General features: G+C 69.2%; 17 protein-coding genes. 9 read left to right on the forward strand and 8 right to left on the reverse strand.

Annotation, left to right across the window (positions count from 1 at the left end; all coding sequences use genetic code 11):
- Positions 1-533: 533 nt before the first annotated feature.
- Together O5O54_RS08950 and O5O54_RS08955 are read right to left on the reverse strand one after the other, a co-directional pair.
- Entirely contained in the window at positions 534-2,006 is a 1,473-nt protein-coding gene (locus O5O54_RS08950) for a mannitol dehydrogenase family protein (RefSeq protein WP_279480823.1), read from the reverse strand.
- 122 nt (positions 2,007-2,128) lie between these two features.
- Complete coding sequence (locus O5O54_RS08955) at positions 2,129-2,569, reverse strand: MarR family transcriptional regulator (RefSeq protein WP_279480825.1); 441 nt, start codon at positions 2,567-2,569, stop codon at positions 2,129-2,131.
- A 255-nt stretch (positions 2,570-2,824) separates the two neighbouring features.
- Between O5O54_RS08955 and O5O54_RS08960 the strand changes: the two genes are divergently transcribed.
- Positions 2,825-4,408: an aldehyde dehydrogenase (NADP(+)) gene (locus tag O5O54_RS08960; RefSeq protein ID WP_279480826.1), complete on the forward strand. Its 1,584-nt coding sequence runs from the start codon at positions 2,825-2,827 to the stop codon at positions 4,406-4,408.
- Positions 4,409-4,445: 37 nt separating this feature from the next.
- Here O5O54_RS08960 and O5O54_RS08965 read toward each other — a convergent pair whose 3' ends face one another.
- Positions 4,446-5,357, reverse strand: coding sequence for a LysR family transcriptional regulator (locus O5O54_RS08965; RefSeq protein ID WP_279480828.1), 912 nt, complete (start codon positions 5,355-5,357; stop codon positions 4,446-4,448).
- Between the two features lie 258 nt (positions 5,358-5,615).
- Between O5O54_RS08965 and O5O54_RS08970 the strand changes: the two genes are divergently transcribed.
- From O5O54_RS08970 to O5O54_RS08995, 6 genes are read left to right on the forward strand one after another with little or no spacing between them, the layout of a single operon-like run.
- The gene (locus tag O5O54_RS08970) at positions 5,616-6,824 is read left to right on the forward strand and encodes an ABC transporter substrate-binding protein (protein ID WP_279480829.1); all 1,209 of its coding nucleotides are present in this window, start codon (positions 5,616-5,618) and stop codon (positions 6,822-6,824) included.
- A 15-nt stretch (positions 6,825-6,839) separates the two neighbouring features.
- Positions 6,840-7,661 (forward strand): ABC transporter ATP-binding protein, encoded by an 822-nt coding sequence (locus tag O5O54_RS08975; RefSeq protein WP_279480831.1) that lies wholly within the window; start codon positions 6,840-6,842, stop codon positions 7,659-7,661.
- The gene (locus tag O5O54_RS08980; protein ID WP_279480832.1) at positions 7,654-8,358 is read left to right on the forward strand and encodes an ABC transporter ATP-binding protein; all 705 of its coding nucleotides are present in this window, start codon (positions 7,654-7,656) and stop codon (positions 8,356-8,358) included. Before O5O54_RS08975 ends, O5O54_RS08980 begins: the two co-directional genes overlap by 8 nt.
- Before the next feature lie 4 nt (positions 8,359-8,362).
- Positions 8,363-9,250, forward strand: coding sequence for a branched-chain amino acid ABC transporter permease (locus O5O54_RS08985; RefSeq protein WP_279480834.1), 888 nt, complete (start codon positions 8,363-8,365; stop codon positions 9,248-9,250).
- 1 nt (position 9,251) lies between these two features.
- Positions 9,252-10,217: a branched-chain amino acid ABC transporter permease gene (locus O5O54_RS08990; protein WP_279480836.1), complete on the forward strand. Its 966-nt coding sequence runs from the start codon at positions 9,252-9,254 to the stop codon at positions 10,215-10,217.
- Between the two features lie 5 nt (positions 10,218-10,222).
- A complete protein-coding gene (locus O5O54_RS08995) occupies positions 10,223-11,830 on the forward strand; it encodes a GMC family oxidoreductase (RefSeq protein ID WP_279481353.1) in 1,608 nt (535 codons plus the stop codon).
- Between the two features lie 6 nt (positions 11,831-11,836).
- Here O5O54_RS08995 and O5O54_RS22365 read toward each other — a convergent pair whose 3' ends face one another.
- On the reverse strand, positions 11,837-13,846 hold the full coding sequence (locus O5O54_RS22365) for a diguanylate cyclase domain-containing protein (protein WP_347814878.1): 2,010 nt from the start codon (positions 13,844-13,846) through the stop codon (positions 11,837-11,839).
- 282 nt (positions 13,847-14,128) lie between these two features.
- On the opposite strand from O5O54_RS22365, the gene O5O54_RS09005 reads away from it, so the two are divergent.
- The gene (locus tag O5O54_RS09005) at positions 14,129-16,795 is read left to right on the forward strand and encodes a bifunctional acetate--CoA ligase family protein/GNAT family N-acetyltransferase (RefSeq protein ID WP_279480839.1); all 2,667 of its coding nucleotides are present in this window, start codon (positions 14,129-14,131) and stop codon (positions 16,793-16,795) included.
- A gap of 41 nt (positions 16,796-16,836) precedes the next feature.
- On the opposite strand, the gene O5O54_RS09010 is transcribed toward O5O54_RS09005, so the two are convergent.
- Positions 16,837-17,022: a hypothetical protein gene (locus tag O5O54_RS09010; RefSeq protein ID WP_279480841.1), complete on the reverse strand. Its 186-nt coding sequence runs from the start codon at positions 17,020-17,022 to the stop codon at positions 16,837-16,839.
- Positions 17,023-17,193: 171 nt separating this feature from the next.
- Between O5O54_RS09010 and O5O54_RS09015 the strand changes: the two genes are divergently transcribed.
- Positions 17,194-17,694, forward strand: a complete 501-nt coding sequence (locus tag O5O54_RS09015; RefSeq protein ID WP_279480846.1) for a DUF4126 domain-containing protein — start codon at positions 17,194-17,196, stop codon at positions 17,692-17,694.
- Between the two features lie 34 nt (positions 17,695-17,728).
- Here O5O54_RS09015 and O5O54_RS09020 read toward each other — a convergent pair whose 3' ends face one another.
- From O5O54_RS09020 to O5O54_RS09030, 3 genes are all read right to left on the reverse strand, one after another.
- Entirely contained in the window at positions 17,729-18,790 is a 1,062-nt protein-coding gene (locus tag O5O54_RS09020) for an HlyD family secretion protein (RefSeq protein WP_279480848.1), read from the reverse strand.
- Positions 18,787-20,412, reverse strand: a complete 1,626-nt coding sequence (locus O5O54_RS09025) for an MFS transporter (protein WP_407061686.1) — start codon at positions 20,410-20,412, stop codon at positions 18,787-18,789. Before O5O54_RS09025 ends, O5O54_RS09020 begins: the two co-directional genes overlap by 4 nt.
- Positions 20,413-20,525: 113 nt before the next feature.
- Positions 20,526-20,984 carry a MarR family winged helix-turn-helix transcriptional regulator gene (locus O5O54_RS09030; protein ID WP_279480852.1) on the reverse strand — a complete coding sequence of 153 codons (459 nt, stop codon included), beginning with the start codon at positions 20,982-20,984 and terminating at the stop codon, positions 20,526-20,528.
- Positions 20,985-21,004 lie beyond the last annotated feature (20 nt).

Here is a 21,004-nt window from a genome sequence, read left to right on the forward strand (position 1 = left end):
ACTCCTCGACCGGCCTCCCGAGCCGGGGGCGGCGCCCCGACCTCTGCGGGGAGCTGCCATTGCGATCATCGGATCCGCAATAACTCATACAAGTTCTAAAACTGGCCGCCTGTCAACACGAATTCTCACGTGTTCGCGATGGGCACACGGGAGCTGTCGTCCGCGAAATGGAATGGAAACCATGTCGAGCATTCCGTTTGCCGCGCGGAAGACGGCGCTGTGGATTTCGCACGGGCGCATCAAATCGGCGCTTCAGCGAAACCAGGCGGAAACATGACCGTTGTAGAGGTGAAGTTGCCGACTACGAGGGAGAATATCCGGTGCGCATCGAGACTATGGTGTCCGTCTTCGTGAACGTGACTGCGTTGGCCATGCTGAGCGCAGGCACGATGCTGGCCGTCGCCATCCTGTTCCCCTGACCGGCCGGCGCCGCCCGCCTGTGCGGAGGTGGGCGGCGACCGGAGACGACGAAGGGCCGGACTCCTCCCGGAGGTCCGGCCCTTCCGATTCGAGGCCTTTCGCAGGCTCGACGTTCAGCCGTTCCGGCGGGCGAGGTGGGCTTCCAGGACGGCGCGCACGCCGTCGCGCCAGAGAGCCTGAAGGTGTCGGGCGAAGGCCTCGGCATAGACTGGGTTCTCGCCGAGGTCCCCGAAGATGTCGCGCTGCTCCAGGAAGCGGCGGGGCTCGTCCTTCGCGGCGCGTGCGGCGGCCCGGAGCGTATCCCAGTTGGGGTCGTTCGGTTCGATCTCGGTGCCGTCTTCCAGCGTGCCGGCGCAGTAGCGGCACCAGAGGGCGCCGACGAGCGCAAGGCCCGAAATGTCCTCTCCCCGGGCCAGCCGCTCGCGAACGGACGGCAGGATGAACTTCGGCTGGCGGTTGGAGCCGTCCAGCGCGAGCCGCCGCAGCGTGTCGGCGATCGCCGGATTGGCGAAGCGGGATGTGACGGTGGCGAGGTAGTCCTCGCGGCTGACGCCCTCGATGCTCGGCGCGGTCGGCAGGAGTTCGTTCTCCTCCACGTCGCGGAAGAAGCGCAGGACGAGGTCGTCGCGCATGGCGTCGTGAGCGTAGGTCAGGCCGAGAAGCGCAGCGGGATAGGCGATCGTGGCATGGCCCGCGTTCAGGATGCGCAGCTTCATCAGCTCGTAGGGCGTCACGTCGTCCACGAATGTGACGCCCACGCTCTCCAGCGCCGGCCGCCCGTTGCCGAAGTTTTCCTCCACCACCCACTGGATGAAGGGCTCGCAGAAGACGGGACGCTTGTCCTCGATCCCGGTCTCGGCGCGCAGCGATTCGGCCTGGGCCGGCGTCGTGGCGGGCGTGATGCGGTCTACCATGGAGTTGGGGAAGGCGACCGCGGCCTCGATATGGTCGGCGAGTGCCGGGTCCGCCTTGCGGGCGAGGCCCGTCACGAGCTTGCGCGTCAGGACGCCGTTGTGCGGGAGGTTGTCGCAGCACAGGACGGTGAAGGGCGCCGTGCCCGCGGCCCGCCGCTCGGCGAGCGCTGCGGCGATGAGACCGAAGACCGTCCGGGCGGCGGACAGGTCGCCGGCGTCGGCAACGAGGTCGGGATGGTCGAGATTGGGCGTGTCGCCGGACAGGTAGTAGCCGCCTTCGGTGATCGTCAGCGTCACGATGCGGATCGCCGGGTCGGTGAGGACCGCCATCGTGGCCGCCCGGTCTCCGGGTTCCACGAGCCGCAGGACGGAGCCGATCACGCGCGTCCGGCGCACGCCCTCGTCCACCTCGGTCACCGTGAACAGGCCGTCCTGCGCCGCGAGGTCGGCGAAGCCCGCCTTCTCCTCCGGCCGCACGCCGAGGCCGACCACGGCCCAGTCGTGCCCGGCGCCGGTGGCGAACAGGTCGTCGAGATAGACGCACTGATGGGCGCGATGGAAGTTGCCCATGCCGAAATGCGCGATGCCGGGCGTCAGCGCCGCCCGGTCATAGGCCGGCGCATCGGCCGTCTTCGAGATTTCGGCCAGATTTCCGTTGCCGAGCGCCACCATCGTCGATCCTCCCTTGCGCGGCGCCCGCCGGGGCGCCCGCGTTCGGGCGATCTCTTAGCCCATTGCGCGGGGCCGCGCACGCCTCACAGACGCGCGCCGTGCAAATGACGACCGCCGCCGCCTCAGGTCGGATCGGCGGTGTTCAGGGCGTCGCGGATCGCAATGAGTTGCTGGCGCAGATCCGAGAGTTCGGCCGTGGTGGCGCCGCTGGCCGCTTTGGCCACCGCGGGGATCGGGCAGGCGTCGTCGCGCAGGGCGCGGCCGACCGGCGTCAGCGTCACCTCCACCACGCGCTCGTCGCGAGAGGAGCGGTTGCGGCTGACATAACCCGCCGTCTCCAGACGCTTGAGCAGCGGGGTCAGGGTGCTGGAGTCCAGGAGGAGGCGGTCGCCGATGCTGCCGACCGTCTGCGGCTCCTCCTCCCAGAGCACCATCATGACGAGATACTGCGGGTAGGTGAGGCCCAGTCGGTCGAGCCTCGGCTTGTAGAAGCGGTTGAAGGCATGCGTGGCGGAATAGATCGCGAAGCAAAGCTGCTCGTCGAGGAGAAGGTCCTTGCTCATGGACATCGCGCCGCCGTTCCAGTCAAATTCGGGTCATCTTCCCATGCCGCAACGCGCATGGCTGTGCAACCGCTAGGTTCAGGCCGAAAGGGCTCGAATGCCGGGCCGGCGCGTTGCTGACGCGAAAAAACTGCGGATTTGTCCGAGGAATTATCGCTCTCTGGCTCCCGGTGCGGTTCCATCCGTCGCCGCGACCTTGTAATCGGGGCGCGAGGCGCCGGTGCCCGCGCCGGCCGCGACACGACGGAGGATCCCATGACCATCCAAGGCGAGCAGATCATCGGCCAGGCCATTTCCAAGGGCGGGCAGGGCGCGGTCTACGGCATCGAGGCCGCGACGGGCGAGAAGCTCGAGCCGGCTTTCGGCGGGGCCAGCCAGGCGGATCTCGACCGCGCCTGCGCGCTGGCGGAAGGCGCCTTCGACGCCTATCGCGAAACCAGCCTCGAGGATCGCGCGCGCTTCCTCGAGACCATCGCGGACGAGATCCTGGCGCTGGGCGACGAGCTGGTCGAACGCTGCATGGCCGAGAGCGGCCTGCCGCGCCCGCGCATCGAGGGCGAGCGCGGCCGCACCATGGGGCAGCTCCGACTCTTCGCTGGTGTCCTGCGCGACGGCGGCTATCTCGACGCGCGAATCGACCCGGCCATGCCCGACCGCCAGCCGCTGCCCCGGCCGGACCTTCGGCTGCGCAACGTTCCGGTCGGCCCGGTCGCCGTGTTCGGAGCGTCCAACTTCCCGCTTGCCTTCTCGGTGGCCGGTGGCGACACGGCCTCGGCGCTCGCCGCCGGCTGCCCGGTCGTCGTGAAGGCGCATTCGGCCCATCCCGGCACGTCGGAGCTCGTCGGGCGCGCGGTGCATGCGGCGGTGGCCAAGTGCGGCATGCCGGAAGGCACCTTCTCGCTGCTGTTCGCGGCCGACCGCGCCATCGGCGAAGGTCTGGTGGCCGACCATCGCATCAAGGCCGTGGGCTTCACCGGCTCGCGCGGCGGCGGCACGGCGCTGATGAAGATCGCGGCGGGCCGCCCCGAGCCGATCCCGGTCTATGCCGAGATGAGCTCGATCAACCCGGTGCTGCTCTTCCCCGGTGCGCTCAAGGAGCGCGGCGCCGCGATCGGCAAGGCCTTCGTCGGCTCGCTGACGCTCGGCGCCGGCCAGTTCTGCACCAATCCGGGTCTCGTCGTCGCCATCGAGGGTGAAGGGCTCGACGCCTTCCTGAAGGCGGCCGAAGAGGCACTGGTCGCCGCGCCCGCCGCCGTGATGCTGACCCCGGGCATCTGCTCGGCCTATGCCAAGGGCGTGGCCTCGGTCGAGGGCCATGCCTCGGTGTCGGTGGTGGCCAAGGGGCAGGCCGGCGAGACGCTGCGCGGCCAGGCCGCCCTGTTCCGCGTTTCGGCCGCCGACTTCGTCGCCTCGGCCGAATTGCAGGAAGAGATGTTCGGCTCGGCCTCGATCGTGGTCGTCTGCCGGGACGCCGCTGAGATGAAGTCGGTCGTCTCGGCCCTGGAGGGCCAGCTCACGGCCGCGATCCACATCGTGGAGGCCGACCACGAGGCCGCGCGCGCCGTGCTGCCTCTCCTGGAGCGCAAGGCCGGCCGCATCCTCGTCAACGGGTTCGGCACGGGCGTGGAAGTCGCCCATGCCATGGTGCATGGCGGCCCCTATCCGTCGACGGCGGACGGGCGCTCGACCTCGGTCGGCTCCAAGGCGATCGAGCGGTTCCTGCGCCCGGTCTGCTACCAGGACCTGCCGGAGGGCCTCCTGCCGGACGCCCTCAAGGACGCCAACCCGCTCGGCCTCTGGCGCCGGATGGACGGCAAGATGACGGCCCCCAAGGCCTGAACGCATCCGGAAAGGGCCGCCCGCGAGGCGGCCTTTTTCATGGAAGGAGCGGGGCGCCGGCGAAGATGTCGACGGCGGCGCGCGCCGTGTCGCGGATGAAGTCGGACAGAAGGCGGATGCGCGGCGTGCCCACGAGGTCGTCGTGGCAGATCAGCCAGTAGTCGCGCTGGATATGCGCCTCGCGCGGCAGGACGGGCACGAGGTCGTCGTAGCGGCGGGCGATGAAATAGGGCAGGACGCCGAGACCGAAGCCCTGGCGCGTGGCGGCGAGCTGGGCGTGGATGCTGGAGCTCTGATAGGCCGCCCGCGTACCCGGCAGGATCTCGCGGAGATAGTCGAGCCCCGGCGTGAAGATCATGTCGTCGATATAGCCGATCACCGGATGAGCCGCGAGCGCGGCTGGCCTCTCGATCGGACCGGCCGCGGCGAGATAGCTGCGCGAGGCCCAGACGAAGAGCCGGTAGGGGACGATGCGCTCGCGCCGGTAGGGGCCGCTCGAGGGCGAATGGAGGGCCACCGACAGGTCGGCCTCGCGTCGCGACAGGGAGACGATCTGCTGGATCGGCACCAGCTCGATCGACAGGGCAGGGTGGCTGCGCGCCAGCGCCGGCAGCCGGTCGGCCAGGAAGAAGTTGCCGAAGCCCTCCGGCGTCGCCAGCCGCACGACGCCGCGCGGGCTGGTCGGCCCTTCGGTCGCCGCTTCGGCGAAGACGGCGGCGTCGCGCTCCATGGCGCCCGCGCGCTCCACCAGCCGCTCGCCCAGCGCCGTCAGCATGTAGCCACGGGGCGAACGCTCGAAGAGACGCACACCGAGGTCCTTTTCCAGCCGGTCGAGGCGCCGGGACACGGTAACGTGATTGGTCCGCAGGAGGCGCGCAGCGGCCGACAACTGGCCGGTTCGCGCCACGGCCAGGAAGAATTGCAGATCGTCCCAGGAAAATTCGCTCAAGACCATCTCCTGTCTGAACGGTTTTGTACAGGTCATCTGCGGAAATGAACATTCATATGGCTGTCGGGCAATGCTAGCCTTTCCCGATCGGCAGCATGGCGGGACGGGAGGTCCCGGTGCTGCGGGCGAACGGTCCGAACCCGCGCGGCATCCAAGACGCGGGACGGTGCATGGGAGGTAAGCGCAGCGGAGCTCGTCTCTCCGACCGTCCGCGCGTCTCGTCTCCCGTCGTTCGCTGCAACCTTGGGAGGACACCTGATGACCCGACTCGCCGCGCTTTCGACGCTTCTCCTCGCCGCCACCGTCCTGCCGGCCGCCGCCCAGGTGTCCGACGGCAAGGTGAAGATCGGCATCCTCAACGACCAGTCCGGCGTCTATGCCGACTTCGGCGGGCGCTGGAGCTTCGAGGCGGCCAAGATGGCCGTCGAGGACTTCGGCGGAACGGTTCTCGACGCCCCGATCGAGGTCGTCACCGCCGACCACCAGAACAAGCCGGACGTCGCCTCCAACATCGCCCGCCAGTGGTACGACACCGAGCAGGTCGATTCGATCATGGAGCTGACGACTTCCTCCGTGGCGCTGGCCGTGCAGGGCCTGTCGAAGGAGAAGAAGAAGGTCACGATCACCACGGGCGCGGCGACGGTGGAACTCACCGGCAAGCAATGCAGCCCTTACGGCTTCCACTGGGCCTACGACACACACGCGCTTGCGGTCGGCACCGGCGGCGCGCTGGTGAAGCAGGGCGGCGACACGTGGTTCTTCCTCACCGCCGACTACGCCTTCGGCTATTCGCTGGAGGAGCAGACCTCCAACTTCGTGAAGGCCAATGGCGGCCAGGTGCTAGGATCGGTGCGCCATCCGCTGTCGACCACCGACTATTCCTCGTTCCTGCTCCAGGCGCAGTCGTCCGGCGCCAAGGTGATCGGCATGGCGAACGCCGGCCTCGACACCGCCAACGCGGTGAAGCAGGCGGCCGAGTTCGGCATCGTGCAGAGCGGCCAGCGCCTCGCGGCGCTCCTCTTCACGCTGTCCGAGGTCCACGGCCTCGGGCTGGAGGCGGCGCAGGGCCTGTCGCTGACCGAGGGCTTCTATTGGGACCGCGACGACGAATCGCGTGCCTTCTCGCAGAAGTTCTTCGACCGCACCCAGCGCATGCCCAACATGATTCAAGCCGGCACCTACTCGGCCGTGACCCAGTATCTCAAGGCCATCCAGAAGGCCGGCACCGACGAGACGGAGGCCGTCTCCAAGGCGCTGCACGAGATGCCGGTCGAGGATGTCTTCGCGCGGGGCGGCAAGGTCGGCGCCAACGGGCGCATGATCTACGACATGTACCTCATGGAGGTGAAGACGCCGGCCGAGAGCACCAAGCCCTGGGACTACTACAAGGTTCTGGCCACGGTGCCGGGCGCGGAGGCCTATATCGATCCGGCCAAGAGCGGCTGCTCGCTGGTTCCGGCGCAGTAAAGGGGCGGAGCCCACATGGCGGGCGCGGCAGCGCGCATCGATCGGCCGGGTGTCAGCCCGGCCGGCCCCCTCCCGACGACGGCGAAGGGCGAGGTCGTCCTCGCCTGTCGCGGCCTGCGGCGGGACTTCGGCGGCTTCACTGCGGTCAAGGACGTCGATCTCGACGTCCGCCATGCCGAGGTCCACGCGCTGATCGGGCCGAATGGAGCGGGCAAGACCACGGTCTTCAACCTCCTGACGAAGTTCCTTCCATCCACGGCCGGCACCATTACCCTGATGGGCGAGGACATCACGAAGACCTCGCCGTCGAAGGTCGCGCGGATGGGGCTCGTGCGCTCGTTCCAGATCTCGGCGACCTTTCCGCACATGACGGTGCTGGAGAACGTGCGCGTGGCGCTCCAGCGCCCGGCGGGCCTTGCCGTGCAGTTCTGGCGCAGCCTTTCGGCGCTCGACCGGCTCGACGGGCGGGCGATGGAGCTCCTGCGGGAGGTCGGGCTGGAGGACGCGCTGCACCTCCAGGCGGCCGACCTCTCCTACGGCCGAAAGCGCGTCCTCGAACTCGCGACCACGTTGGCGCTCGATCCCAAGGTCCTGCTCCTCGACGAGCCGATGGCGGGCATGGGCCACGAGGACGTCGGCACCGTCGCCGCCATCATCAAGAAGGTCTCCGAAACGCGTGCCGTCCTGATGGTGGAGCACAACCTGAAAGTGGTCGCCGATCTCTGCGACCGGGTCACCGTGCTTCAGCGCGGCGAGATTCTGGCGGCGGGCGACTATGCCACCGTCTCCACCGACGAGCGTGTTCGCACCGCCTATATGGGGACCGACCATGGCTGAGCCGCTTCTGCGCGTTCGCGGCCTCAATGCTTGGTACGGCGAAAGCCACGCGCTGCACGGCGTCGATCTCGACATCTCGGCCGGCGAGACGGTGACGCTGGTAGGGCGCAACGGCGTCGGCAAGACGACGACGCTGCGCGCCATCATGGGCATCATCCCCAAGCGCACCGGCGAGATCCGCTTCGACGGCCGCGACATGATCCGCGTGCCGCTGCACCGCACGGCCCATCACGGCATCGGCTTCGTGCCGGAGGAGCGGGCGATCTTCGCGAGCCTGACCGTGGAGGAGAACCTCCTCCTGCCCCCGGTCGTGGCGCCGGGCGGCATGGAGATCGGCGAGATCTACCGCCTGTTCCCCAATCTGGAGGAGCGTCGCGCCTCGCCCGGCACCAAGCTCTCGGGCGGCGAGCAGCAGATGCTGGCGATCGCGCGCATCCTGCGGTCGGGCGTCAAGCTCATGCTGCTCGACGAGCCGACGGAGGGCCTCGCTCCCGTCATCGTCCAGCGCATCGGCGAGATCCTGACGACACTCAAAAGCCGCGGCATGACGGTGCTCCTGGTGGAGCAGAACTTCCGTTTCGCCGCCAAGGTCGCCGACCGCTTCTACCTGATGGATCACGGGCAGGTGCTGGACGGCTTCCCCGTGCGCGAACTGCCGGCGCGCATGAACCAGCTCACCGAAACCCTCGGAGTCTGACGCGATGACCATGGTCTTCGGCATTCCGATCCAGGCACTACTCGGCCAGCTCCTGGTCGGGCTCATCAACGGCTCGTTCTACGCGATGCTCTCGCTCGGGCTCGCGATCATCTTCGGCCTCCTGCGCATCATCAACTTCGCCCACGGCGCGCAGTACATGCTGGGCGCCTTCGTGGGCTACCTGCTCCTCACGAACCTGGGCATCGGCTTCTGGTTCTCACTGCTCCTGGCGCCGCTGATCGTCGGCGTCATCGGCGCCATCATCGAGCGGCTGGCGCTCTCGCGCCTCTACGACCTCGACCATCTCTACGGCCTCCTCTTCACCTTCGGCCTCGCGCTCGTGATCGAGGGGCTGTTCCGCTACTACTACGGCGCCTCCGGCCAGCCCTACGCGCCACCGGCACAGCTCGCCGGCGGCACCAATCTCGGCTTCATGTTCCTGCCGAACTACCGCGCCTTCATCGTGGTGGCCTCGCTCGCGGTCTGCATCGGCACCTGGGCGCTGATCGAGAAGACGCGGCTCGGCGCGACCTTGCGCGCGGCGACCGAAAACCCCGTCATGGTGCGCGCCTTCGGCATCAACGTGCCGCTGCTCCTCACCTTCACCTACGGGCTCGGCTCGGCGCTGGCGGGGCTCGCCGGCATCATGGCGGCGCCCGTCTACCAGGTGTCGCCCCTGATGGGCTCCAACATCATCATCGTGGTCTTCGCCGTGGTCGTCGTCGGCGGCATGGGCTCGATCGGGGGGGCGATCCTGACCGGCTACATGCTCGGTCTCTTCGAGGGCCTGACCAAGGTCTTCTACCCGGAAGCCTCCTCCATCGTGATCTTCGTGATCATGGCCATCGTGCTCCTCGTGCGCCCGGCCGGACTGTTCGGAAGGGCGGCGTGAGATGAGCGAGACCACCATGACCCTGCCGCGCGAGCGGTCCGCCGCCAGGCTGACGGGCTTCGTGCTCTTTGCGATCGTCCTTGCCGGGCTCGTTGTCGCGCCCTTCCTGGTCTACCCGATCTTCCTGATGAAGGTCCTGTGCTTCGCGCTGTTCGCCGCGAGCTTCAACCTGCTCCTCGGCTACACCGGGCTCCTGTCCTTCGGCCACGCCGCCTTCTTCGGCGGCGCGTCCTATGTCACCGCCCATGCGGTCAAGGTCTGGGGCCTGCCGCCCGAACTGGGGCTCCTCGCGGGCGTCGCGGCCGGCGCGCTACTCGGTCTCGTGATCGGGTTCCTGGCCATCCGCCGGCAGGGCATCTACTTCTCGATGATCACGCTGGCGCTTTCGCAGATGTTCTTCTTCTTCTGCCTTCAGGCGCCCTTCACCGGCGGCGAGGACGGGTTGCAGGGCGTGCCGCGCGGGCTGGGCCTCGGGATCTTCGACCTCAACCAGCCGCTCGCGATCTACTTCTACGTGCTGGCCGTGGTGTTGATCGGGCTCTTCGCCATCTGGCGCATCGTCCATTCGCCCTTCGGCATGATCCTGAAGTCGATCCGCGAGAACGAGACGCGCGCGACCTCGCTCGGCCTGTCCGTCGGCTCCTACAAGCTGGCCGCCTTCGTCATGTCGGCGGGGCTGGCGGGGCTCGCCGGCGGGCTCAAGGCGCTGGTGTTCCAGTTCGCAACGCTGACCGACGTGTCCTGGCAGATGTCGGGCGAAGTCATTCTGATGACGCTGCTCGGCGGCATCGGCACCATGGCGGGGCCGTTGGTCGGCGCGGCGCTGGTCGTCTCGCTCCAGAACTATCTCGCGACCTCGGCCTTTCCCGTGACGGTGATCACGGGCCTGACCTTCATGGTCTGCGTTCTCCTGTTCCGGCGTGGCATCGTGGGCGAGATCGCCCATCGCCTCCGGCGGCGAGGGTGAGCGGAGTGGACGGCGAGTACGACTACATCGTGGTCGGCGGCGGCACCGCCGGCTGCGTCCTTGCCAACCGCCTGTCGGCCGATCCGGCAAGCCGCGTTCTGCTTCTCGAGGCGGGCGGACGGGACAACTACGCCTGGATCCACATCCCCGTCGGCTACCTCTACTGCATCGGCAATCCGCGTACCGACTGGTGCTTCCTCACCGACCCCGAGGAAGGGCTGAACGGGCGGGCACTCGCCTATCCCCGGGGCAAGGTCCTGGGCGGCTGCTCCTCCATCAACGGCATGATCTACATGCGCGGCCAGGCTCGCGACTACGACGGCTGGCGGCAGATGGGCTGCGAGGGCTGGGGTTGGGACGACGTCCTGCCCGTCTTCCGCCGCTCGGAGGACTGGTTCGCCGGCGCCGACGAGATGCACGGGGCGGGCGGCGAATGGCGCGTGGAGACCGCGCGGCTCCACTGGGACATCCTCGACGCCTTCCGCGCCGCCGCGGAACAGGCTGGCATCCCCCGCATCGAGGACTTCAACCGCGGCGACAACGAGGGCTCGTCCTATTTCAAGGTCAACCAGCGGCGGGGCGTGCGCTGGAACGCGGTGAAGGCCTTCCTGAAACCCGCCATGGGACGGCCGAACCTTCGCGTGGAGACGCATGCGCAGGTCCGCCGGCTGGTGGTGGAGGAAGGTCGCGTCGCGGGCGTCGAATACGCGCAAGGCAAGGACGTGCGCCTTGCACGCTGCCGGGGCGAGGTCGTGCTCAGCGCCGGCGCCATCGGCTCGCCGCACATCCTGGAGCTTTCCGGCATCGGGCGGGGGGAGGTTCTGGGCGATGCCGGCATTCCCGTCGTCCACGAGCTGCGCGACGTCGGCGAGAATCTGCAGGACCATCTCCAGCTCCGCTGCGCCTACAAGGTGTCGGGCATCCCGACGCTGAACGAGAAGGCGTCCACCCTTTGGGGCAAGGCGTCGATTGCGCTGGAATACGCGCTGCGCCGGTCGGGGCCGATGTCCATGGCGCCGAGCCAGCTCGGCATCTTCACCAAGTCCGACCCCGCCTTCGAGACGGCGAACCTCCAGTACCACGTCCAGCCGTTGAGCCTGGAGAAGTTCGGCGAGGCGGTGCATCCGTTTCCGGCCTTCACCGCGAGCGTGTGCAACCTGCGTCCCGAGAGTCGCGGCAGCGTCCATGCCCGCGCGCCCGACCACCGGCTCCAGCCGTCGATCCGGCCGAACTACCTCTCGACCGAAGGCGATCGGCAGGTGGCGTCGGACGCGATCCGACTGACCCGGCGCATCGCCGGCCAGCCCGCGCTCGCCGCCTATCGGCCGGAGGAGTTCAAGCCTGGGCCGGCCTACCAGTCCGAGGAGGAACTGCGCGAGGCGGCGGGTGCGGTCGGCACCACGATCTTCCATCCCGTCGGCACGTGCCGCATGGGCGCGGATCCCCATTCGGTGGTGGATCCGGGGCTGCGCGTGCGCGGCCTCGCCGGCCTGCGCGTCGCCGACGCTTCGGTCATGCCGGCGATCGTCTCCGGCAACACGAACTCGCCGACCGTGATGATCGCCGAGAAGGCGGCGGAGATGATGCTTCGGGACCGCCGCGCGGGGGCCTGACGGCGTTTACGCCGCGCGCGAGCGGACCTGATTGCGCCCGCCTGCCTTGGCCGCGTAGAGCGCCTCGTCGGCCCGCTGGACGATCTCCTGCGGGCTTGCGGCGCTCGCCTTGAGATCGGAGAAGGATGCGACCCCGATGCTGACGGTGAGGAAGCCCTCGTCGGCGCTCTCATGGACGATGCCGAGCGCCGCGACGGCTCTGCGCAGGCTTTCAGCCCTTCGCAGCGCTTCCAGAGGGCCGGCGCCGGGCAGGATCAGCGCCAGTTCCTCGCCACCATAGCGGGCACCGAGTTCATCATCCTGACGGACGCAGGATGCCAGCGCTTCCGACACCGCCTTGAGGCAGCGATCCCCCGCCGGATGGCCGTAGCGGTCGTTGAAGGCTTTGAAGTGGTCGACGTCGAGGAGGAGCAGGCTGAAGTCGCTTCCGTCGCTGGCCTGTGCGAACGTTTCCTCCAGCCGGCGGTTGAAGGTTCGGCGGTTGGCGAGACGCGTCAGCTCGTCCACGGAGGCCAGTTCTTCCAACTGACGGTTGGCTTCCGCGAGCGCTTCCTCCGTTCGCTGGCGCTGGTCGACGTCGCGCATCGACACAACGCAGCCGCCCACCTCGTCCATGGGCCGGCCCGACAGCTCCACCCATATCACCGCGCCGTCCTTGCGCTGAACGCGGTAGCGCACGCCGCCCACCTCTCCGCCGTCCCGCAGCGTATCGAGCAGCGAGCGGACGATGGGGTGATCCTCTGGGATCGCGATTTCCAACGGGCTTCGGCCCATGAGTTCTGCGGGATCGTAGCCGAGAATCCGTCGGCTCGCACCCGTGACCAATGTGCGGTGTCCCGATGCGTCGATGCAGGAGATCATGTCCACCGTGTTGTCGGCCACGAGCTGGAAGCGTCGGCGTCCGGCCGCCATGGCTTCCTCGGCCGCCTTGGCCTGGGCGAGGGTCCTGGCGGCCGTGTCGACGAGTTCGCCGAGCCGCCGGAACTCCGGCGCCTGCCACCGCTCGATGCCGGTTCGAACCGAAAAATCGCCGGCGCCGATCCGCTTGGCCGAATGCGACAGGAGGGCGAGGGGGCGCAACTGCATCCAATAGGCGATCAGAGCCGTGCCGCCGAGTGCGAGAGCCAGGGCGCCCAAGCCCGCAGTGAGCGTCCAGCGCAGCCGATATTGCGCGGTGGCGAAGACTTCTTCGGGAGAGACCCCCACGATCATCCAGAGGTCGGCGGTGCCCGCGTTCTGGATCGGTTCGAAGCCGTAGATCGTCTCGTTGCCGTCGATGTCAGGAGCGGCCGCCGTCTTTCCTTCGCGCGAGGCGCGGATGAGCGAGAACAGGCCGAAATCCGGGGTCACAGCACCGAAGTCGGTGGCGTGCGGCCAGCTGACGAGGAACCGGTCGGAGCGCGGCTGCACCATCGCCCAGGCGTGGCCTGTGGCGCGGGACAGGATCTTCATATCGCGCTCGATCATCGGCAGGTTCAGCGAGGCGAAGACGACTCCGCCCGCCGCCTGGCCTGCGGTCGGCGGCAGTCGCATGGCAACCGACATGGTCGGCTTGCCGGTGATGGGGCTGATCATGAAGTCGCCGACGAAGAAGCGGTTTCCCCGTGCGTTGATGGCCTGCTCGAAAACTTTGCCGTCGGAGAAGATCGAACCCGTCACACCCCTGCTGTGGCAGACGATCGTGCGCGAGGCCGAGATGACGCCGATGCTGAGAAACTGCGGTCGCTCGGCCCTCAGGCCGGCCAGAAGACGATTGCAGGCCGGCTGCTCCAGGTTGAGAACCTGCGGCATGTGACGAAGCGTCGCCAGAAACTCGCGAGCATCGTCGAACACACGCGAGACGCGGGCTGCTCCCAAACGGGTCTCGTTGGCGATGCTGCGATGGGCTTCGAGTTCGGCATCGCGGAACGAAACCACAAGGCCCGTCGCAACAAGACCGATCAGCGGCAGCATGGCTGCCGCGATCAGCAACAAGAAGCGCGCGCGCACTCCCATGTTGCGTAGGGCGTTCATCATGGGCTCTCGGACGTCCCGGTTTTTCGACGCTTTCTCTATCGGGATCTGTTGTAGGACGCGGGCGCTTAACAAATCGGATGGCGGGTTGGTCCAATCCGCTGCAATGCTGCGCTTCGAACGAAAGCCGAGGTTTGGCAGGGGGCATCGGTTCTCTGGACGCGAGCCGGGACAGAGCGTTAAGACACGACGGGAACCCGGCCGGGGTAAGCGGCCTTCGCCCTGACATCGCGCGCTGCCGGTTTGCCCGATGGCGACGCTCGCAACGGATTCCGGAAAGAGCCGATGTCGATCCGCAACCTGGATGCCCTGTTCGAGCCGCGCTCCATCGCCCTGATCGGTGCAAGCAACCGACAAGGCTCGGTTGGAGCGGTGCTGGCGCGCAACCTGTTCGGGTCCGGCTTCGACGGCCCGGTCATGCCGGTCAACCCCCGAGAGACCTCGATCCGCTCCGTCGTCTGCTACCCTTCGCTCGATGCCCTGCCCATGGTGCCGGATCTCGCGTTGATCGCGACGCCTGCGGCCGGCGTGCCGGCACTGGTCGCCGATCTCGGCCGGCGCGGCTGCCGGGCGGCGGTGGTCATCTCGTCGGGCTTCGACGCGGCCGGGCGGCAGGCGCTGCTGGAGGCGGCGCGCCCGCATCTCCTGCGCGTGGTCGGGCCGAACTGCCTCGGAGTCCTGTCGCCGCCCGTCTCGCTCAATGCCAGCTTCGCGCACCTCACCCCGCGAAAGGGCGACCTCGCCTTCGTCAGCCAGTCGGCCGCGATGGCGACCACCGTGCTCGACTGGGCCGACGTGCGCGAAATCGGCTTCTCGCACGTGGTGGCGACGGGCGACATGAGCGACGTCGACATCGGCGACCTTCTCGATCATCTCGCGCTCGACGCGCGGGCGCGCGCCATCCTCCTCTACATCGAGACCGTGACCGACGCGCGCAAGTTCATGACCGCCGCCCGCATCGCCGCGCGCACCAAGCCGGTCGTGGTCATCAAGGCCGGTCGGCAGGCCGGCTTCCACGAGGGGCTACGGCCTGAGATCGCGGGCGCGCGCGGCGCCGACGACGTCTACGACGCCGCGTTCCGCCGCGCCGGGATGCTGCGGGTCGACACGCTGCGCGAACTGTTCGAGGCGGTGGCGACGCTCGCCACGGGTCTTCGTCCGAGCGGCGACCGGCTGGCGGTCGTCACCAACAGCGACGCGGCGGGAACCCTCGCCCTCGACGCGCTCGTCGCCTTCGGCGGGCGCCCGGCGCGGCTCGGCACCGGAACGTGGGAGCGCCTGCGGCCGATCCTGCCGGGCGCGCCGGCGCCGGGCGGGCCGGTCAAGCTCGCGCCGGACGCGTCGGCCGAAGCTTATTCCGAGGCGATCGGGGCGATCCTGGAGGCCGGCGACCAGGACGCGGTGCTGGTCATGAACTGCCCGCAGGCCATTGCCGACGGCACGCAGGCCGCCCACGCCACGGTGGAGCAGGCGAGGCGGGCTCGGCGCACGCCCATCCTGACCTGCTGGCTCGGCGAGCGCGCCGCCCGCACCGCGCGTCGCGTCTTCGCGGGCGCCAACGTGCCGACCTACCAGACGCCGGACGAGACGGTGCGCGCCTTCATGCAGCTCGTCACCTATCGGCGGAACCAGGAACTCCTGATGCAGACCCCGGCCGTGGTCGCGCCCTTCGGCGTCGATCGCGCCGCCGTGGACCGGCTGGTCGGCGATGCGCTGCGCGAAGGGCGGACGGTCCTGAGTGAGCCGGAGTCCAAGGCGCTTCTCGCCGCCTACGGCATCGCCTCCGTGCGCACGGAGATCGCGGCAGGCCCCGCCGAGGCCGCCGCTCTCGCCGCGCGCATCGGCTTTCCCGTGGCGCTGAAAATCCTGTCGCCCGATATCGCCCTGAAGAGCGACGTCGGCGGGGTGCGCCTCCAGCTCGACGACGCGGACATGGTGCGCGAGGCGGCCGAGCACATGATGCGCACGGTGGCCGAGCGCCAGCCGGGCGCGCGCATCTCGGGCTTCACCGTCCAGGCCATGGTGCGCCGTGCCCATGCGAGCGAGCTGCGGCTCGGCATCTCGCACGATCCGGTGTTCGGGCCGGTGGTGCTGTTCGGCCAGGGCGGCACGGCGGCCGATATCCTGGACGACCGCGCGATCGGCCTGCCGCCGCTCAACGCCGTCCTCGCCCGCGACATGATCGGCCGCACGGAGGTCTGGCGCCTGCTCCAGGGCTATCGCGACCGTCCGCCGGCAGACCTTGAGGCCATCACGGCGACGCTCGTCACCCTGTCGCGCATGGCTGCGGAGATCGACGCGATCGCCGAACTCGACATCAACCCACTGCTGGCCGACAGCGAAGGCGTCCTGGCGCTCGATGCGCGTGTGGTACTGCGCTCGGGGGCGCCGGGCGGCAAGGCGCGCCTGGCCATCCTGCCCTACCCGGAAGAACTCGAGACCGAGATCGCTTCGCGAAAGGGCCGTTTCCGCCTGCGACCCATCAGGCCCGAGGACGAGCCGGCCCTGGTGCGCATGGTGGAGGCCAGCGATCCGGAGGACGTGCGCCTGCGCTTTTTCGCGCCCTTGCGCCGGATCGGCCATGCCTTCGCCGCCCGGCTCACCCAGATCGACTATGCCCGTGAGATGGCCTTCGTGGCCGAGCCGGCCGAAGCGGCCGGGCAGGGCAGCATCCTCGGCGTCGTGCGCCTGATCGCCGATCCCGACGGCGAGCGGGCCGAGTTCGGCATCATGGTCCGGTCGGACCAGAAGGGGCGAGGGCTCGGCCGGCTGCTGATGGAGGCCATCCTGGACTATGCCCGGCGGCAGGGCGTCGGCACGGTCCATGGAGAGGTGCTCGCAGAGAACACGGCCATGCTGGCGATGGCGCGGCGGCTCGGCTTCCGCCAGAAGGTGCACGCGGAGGACCAGGGACTTCGCGTCCTGGAATTCGACGTCGCGCAGGCGCGCTGACGAAGAAGGGGCGCCCGAAGCGCCCCCTTTTTTGCGTCGCTTTACTGTCCGTCGCGCAGGCCGCGGCGCACGAAGCCGGCCGAGACCTCGGTCTGGAGGCGGTGCTCCATCTCGTGCTGGCGGCGGGCGAGGTTGCGGATGGCGGCGAGAAGGTCGCCGCCCGCCTGGGCCACGGCCTCGTCCACGGCGGCGTCGAGTTCGTCGTGTCGCGCGGCGGCATGCATCATGGGGACTGCTCCGATTCTGGTGGGCGGAGCTTGGTGGCCCGGACGAGGCGTTGGAAGCTGGCGCGGAACGCTTTCCACCGATTCGGTGCGCTTGTCCCCGTTTCCGGCGCGATGGATACGATGGGCGTCTACCGGAGTTGACGGCACAGACTCCAAGTCCGGGAAACCGCCATGCTCGCATCTCTCCTCATCGGTCTCGTCGCCGGCCAGCGCGCCATGACACCGCTCGGCATGCTCGCCGCCGCCGCCCACCGGGGCGCCCTGCCGAAGGGAACGCCGGGCCGGCGCTGGCTCGCCCGGCCGTGGACGCAAGCGGGATTCCTCGTCCTCGCAGCCGCCGAGATGGCCGGCGACAAGATGCCCTCGGCGCCCGACAGGACCATCGCGCCGGGACTTTTGGGGCGCATGCTGACCGCCGCCTTCGCCGGCGGCGTGCTGGCACCGCGGGGCCGGCGGAAAGCCGGCGCCGCCTTGGCGGCCGCTGTCGCCCTCGGCTCGTCCTTTGCCGGCCTCGCGCTGCGCCGGCGCCTGATGGCAGGGCTTGGCCGTGGGCCGAGCGGGCTTGCGGAGGACGCCGCCGTGACGGCGTTGGGTCTTCTGGCCGTCGATCTGGCCGGGCGCACAGGGTTCGAACACGCGGCAACCCGCCGCTTCGGCCGCGCCGACCGCTGACCAAGGAGCCACGTCGGCGCTGCCGGCTCGCGCGTCAGTTGCCGCCGGCCGGCGCCACGGCGTCGGCCGCCGTATCCAGCCGCACCACCACTGACATGCCGGGCACGAGATCGGCGGCGGCCGGCTGGCCGGGGTCGATCGCGATGCGCACGGGCAGGCGCTGCGCGACCTTGGTGAAGTTGCCGGTCGCGTTGTCCGGCCGCAGCACCGCGAACTCCGAGCCTGTCGCAGGCGCGAAACGCTCCACCCGCCCGGACAGGCGCGTGCCTTGGAGCGCGTCGACCGTGAAGTGCACGGGCTGGCCGACCGTCATGCCGGGAAGCTGGGTCTCCTTGAAGTTGGCGACCACCCAGACCGCCGAGGGCACGAGGCTTGTGAGCTGCGTGCCGGCCTGGACGAACTGGCCGAGCTTGACGCCGATCTCGCCGAGGCGCCCGGCCTTGGGTGCCAGGATCCGGGTGTTGGCGAGGTCGATCTCGGCAAGGCGTACCGCCGCTTCGGCCCCTTCCACCGCCGCTTCCAGCGACTGGCGCGCGACGATCACCGTCTGGAGATCCTGGCGCGAGACTTCAAGCGACGCCTTGGCCTGGTCGAGCGCGGCCGCCGCCTGGTCGCGGGTGCGCGTGGCGACATCGAGGTCGCTGCCCGGGACATAACCCTGGCTGGCGAGCGGCGCGATGCGAGCGAAGTTCGCCTCCGCCGTGTCGAAGGCCGACTGGGCGCTCGCCACGGCCGCCTCGCTGGCGGCGACCTTGGCCTCGCCGGACCGCCGCCCTTGCTGCGAGTTGGCGAGCTGGGCCTTCTGCCCGGCGAGCGTCGCCCGCGCCTGCGCCAGACGCTGCGCGAAGATGCGGTCGTCGATGCGCGCGATCAGCTGTCCCTCGGCGACGCTCTCGTAGTCCTGCACCGGCACCTCGACCACGGTACCAGCAAGCTGTGGCGCGATCACGGTCACCTGGCCGCGCACATAGGCGTCCTCCGTGATCTCGACGCTGGTGGCGAAGGGCGGAAGGCGGAAGGCGTAGAGAACCAGCGCGACGCCTGCGATGCCGACGGCAAGGGCGAAGAGGGTGGACAGGGAGCGGAACAGCTTCATCGGACGAACTTCGGAACGGAGAGGATCAGGCGGCGGGGGGCGACATCGGGGGCGGCGCGCCAGGCACGCCAGTGGATCACGGCGAGATGCACGAGGAGTGCGACGAGCCCGACTGAGGCGAGTGCGGCGGTGGCGAGGAACGCGTCGTTGTAGGCCAGGATGTTGGCTTGGCGCGTCGCCTGGGTGCCGAGAATCGCAAGCCCCTCGGCCTGGCGCAGCGCGGCGTCCGGCAAAACCCGCGCATAGGCCGCGCCGGTCTGCGCGATGCGGGCGGCCACTATCGGGTCGGTCAGCACGATGTTCTCGGCGAGCTGGCTCGAATGGAACTTCTCGCGGATCGTGACGAAGGTCCTGAACAAGGAGGAGCCGAGCGCGCCGCCGAGCGACTGCGTCGTCAGGAACACGATCAGGAAGGACAGGATGTAGTTCATCCCCCGCTTCATGGCGGAGGCGAAGCCGACGGCCAGCGCCGGCGGCAGGAACAGGACCCCCGCCGCCGAGATCAGCCCCTGGCTGAGATACATCTGCTCTGGACCCGTCAGCGCCGTCGCGCGCGAGTCCATGAGCGAGCCGGCGATCAGGCAGGAGAGCGCCGCGATGTGGATGTAGGGCGCCCGGCCGGGGCGCACGATCAGGGTGCAGAGGAGGCCGGCGGCCACCGCCGAGCCGATCATGACGAGGTAGAGGACCGTCATCTGCTCGTTCTTGAGGCCGAGCACCTGGAAGAAGCCCGTCGCCCCGCTCGCCTGTTCCGACAGGAGGAGGCGGAAGAGCAGGAGCGTGCCGGCGAAGTGCAGGATCTCCTTGGAAGTGATCCAGCGGATGTCGATCAACGGATTGGCGCGGTTGAGCTCCACCACCACGGCGACCGTCAGGCTGGCGATGCCGAGCGCCAGGAGGCCCCCGATCCAGGGCGCCTCGAACCACCAGTAGAAGGGGCCGACCGTCGCCACGACGGCCAGCGAGCCGAGACCGACGGCGATGAACAGGTAGTTCACGACGTCCATCGTCTCGATCACGGGCGTCTTGGGCGGTGAGTTGAGCGGCAGGAGGCGGATGAAGGCGAAGCTCACGAGGGCGAGCGCGGTTTCCAGGAGGAACAGCCCGTTCCAGCCGCCGAGGTCGAGAAGCGGCGGGGAGACGACGCGCGCGAGCGGCGCGGCCACCGCGAGGTTGGTCATGGCGAGACTCACGCCCACCGTCATCTTCCGCTCCGGCGGAAAGGACTCCAGCATGTAGAGAAAGGCGAGCGAGGACATGGGCGAGGCGGCGATGCCCGCGAAGAAGCGCACCACGATCGCCGACTGGATGTCGTCCACCACGAGATGCAGGGAGGCGACCGCGACGAAGGCGACGATCGCCCATGTCGCAAAAGCGCGCAGCCCGAACTGGGCGCGCATCTTGGTCAGAAGCAGCGTCAGGCTGACATTGGGCGCGAGATAGGCGGCCGACAGCCAGACGGTCTCGTTCAGCGAGGCGCCGAGCGGCCCCTGGATCTGGTAGAGATTGGCGGTGACGAGGTTGAGCCCCAACCCTTGCGTCATCGCGATCAGGGTCGAGGCCAGGATATAGAGCGCGGCGACCGAGGCGGGCTTGGGCACGAAGGGCGCGGGCGGCGGCATCGGCTGCGCGCGGCGGCGCGCGGGCGCGGCGGCGGGCGAGCCGTCCGGCATCACGTCGGCCGGGGCGGGGCCGCCGACCTGCGCCGTGGCGCGGGAAGCCGGGCTCTCCTCACTCATGCGCCGTCCCCTTCCATCGGCCGGTCGAGCACGTCGGCGATCGCCCGCAGCAGATCGAGCGCGACGGCCACTTCGGCCTCGTCGCGACCTTCCAGGATCGTGTCGCGCAGCTTGGCCGAGATCGCGGCCACGGTTTCGGCCTGCTCCGCGCCGTGCTCGGTCAGTTCCACATGCTTGGCCCGCCGGTCGCCCGCCACCGCCCGGCGGGCGATCAGGCCGAGCGCCTCCATCCCGTCGAGCAGACGCACCACCGTCGGCCCTTCAAGTCCGAGATCGGCGGCAAGTTCCGTCTGGCGCAGCGGCTGGCGCTCCGACAGGACCGCCAGCACGCGGGCGCGAGGGTAGGTGAGGCCGTGGCGCACGACCTCGGCATTGAAGCGCGTGCGCAGCTTGCGTGCGGTTTTCACCAGGGTTTCGGCGAAGGCGGCCTTGAGACGGGGATCGACCGGAGACATCGGGCCTACATAGATAGCGC

The organism is Aureimonas sp. SK2, assembly GCF_029813115.1.
In the GTDB taxonomy this organism is placed as follows: Bacteria; Pseudomonadota; Alphaproteobacteria; order Rhizobiales; family Rhizobiaceae; genus Aureimonas.

What these genes read in the sequence shown, in the direction of transcription:
- O5O54_RS08950 (WP_279480823.1), bottom strand. Translation starts at nt 2,006, where the DNA reads ATGGTGGCGCTCGGCAACGGAAATCTGGCCGAAATCTCGAAGACGGCC.
- O5O54_RS08955 (WP_279480825.1), bottom strand. Translation starts at nt 2,569, where the DNA reads ATGAGCAAGGACCTTCTCCTCGACGAGCAGCTTTGCTTCGCGATCTAT.
- O5O54_RS08960 (WP_279480826.1), top strand. Translation starts at nt 2,825, where the DNA reads ATGACCATCCAAGGCGAGCAGATCATCGGCCAGGCCATTTCCAAGGGC.
- O5O54_RS08970 (WP_279480829.1), top strand. Translation starts at nt 5,616, where the DNA reads ATGACCCGACTCGCCGCGCTTTCGACGCTTCTCCTCGCCGCCACCGTC.
- O5O54_RS08975 (WP_279480831.1), top strand. Translation starts at nt 6,840, where the DNA reads ATGGCGGGCGCGGCAGCGCGCATCGATCGGCCGGGTGTCAGCCCGGCC.
- O5O54_RS08980 (WP_279480832.1), top strand. Translation starts at nt 7,654, where the DNA reads ATGGCTGAGCCGCTTCTGCGCGTTCGCGGCCTCAATGCTTGGTACGGC.
- O5O54_RS08985 (WP_279480834.1), top strand. Translation starts at nt 8,363, where the DNA reads ATGACCATGGTCTTCGGCATTCCGATCCAGGCACTACTCGGCCAGCTC.
- O5O54_RS08990 (WP_279480836.1), top strand. Translation starts at nt 9,252, where the DNA reads ATGAGCGAGACCACCATGACCCTGCCGCGCGAGCGGTCCGCCGCCAGG.
- O5O54_RS22365 (WP_347814878.1), bottom strand. Translation starts at nt 13,846, where the DNA reads ATGATGAACGCCCTACGCAACATGGGAGTGCGCGCGCGCTTCTTGTTG.
- O5O54_RS09005 (WP_279480839.1), top strand. Translation starts at nt 14,129, where the DNA reads ATGTCGATCCGCAACCTGGATGCCCTGTTCGAGCCGCGCTCCATCGCC.
- O5O54_RS09010 (WP_279480841.1), bottom strand. Translation starts at nt 17,022, where the DNA reads ATGATGCATGCCGCCGCGCGACACGACGAACTCGACGCCGCCGTGGAC.
- O5O54_RS09015 (WP_279480846.1), top strand. Translation starts at nt 17,194, where the DNA reads ATGCTCGCATCTCTCCTCATCGGTCTCGTCGCCGGCCAGCGCGCCATG.
- O5O54_RS09020 (WP_279480848.1), bottom strand. Translation starts at nt 18,790, where the DNA reads ATGAAGCTGTTCCGCTCCCTGTCCACCCTCTTCGCCCTTGCCGTCGGC.
- O5O54_RS09025 (WP_407061686.1), bottom strand. Translation starts at nt 20,412, where the DNA reads ATGCCGCCGCCCGCGCCCTTCGTGCCCAAGCCCGCCTCGGTCGCCGCG.
- O5O54_RS09030 (WP_279480852.1), bottom strand. Translation starts at nt 20,984, where the DNA reads ATGTCTCCGGTCGATCCCCGTCTCAAGGCCGCCTTCGCCGAAACCCTG.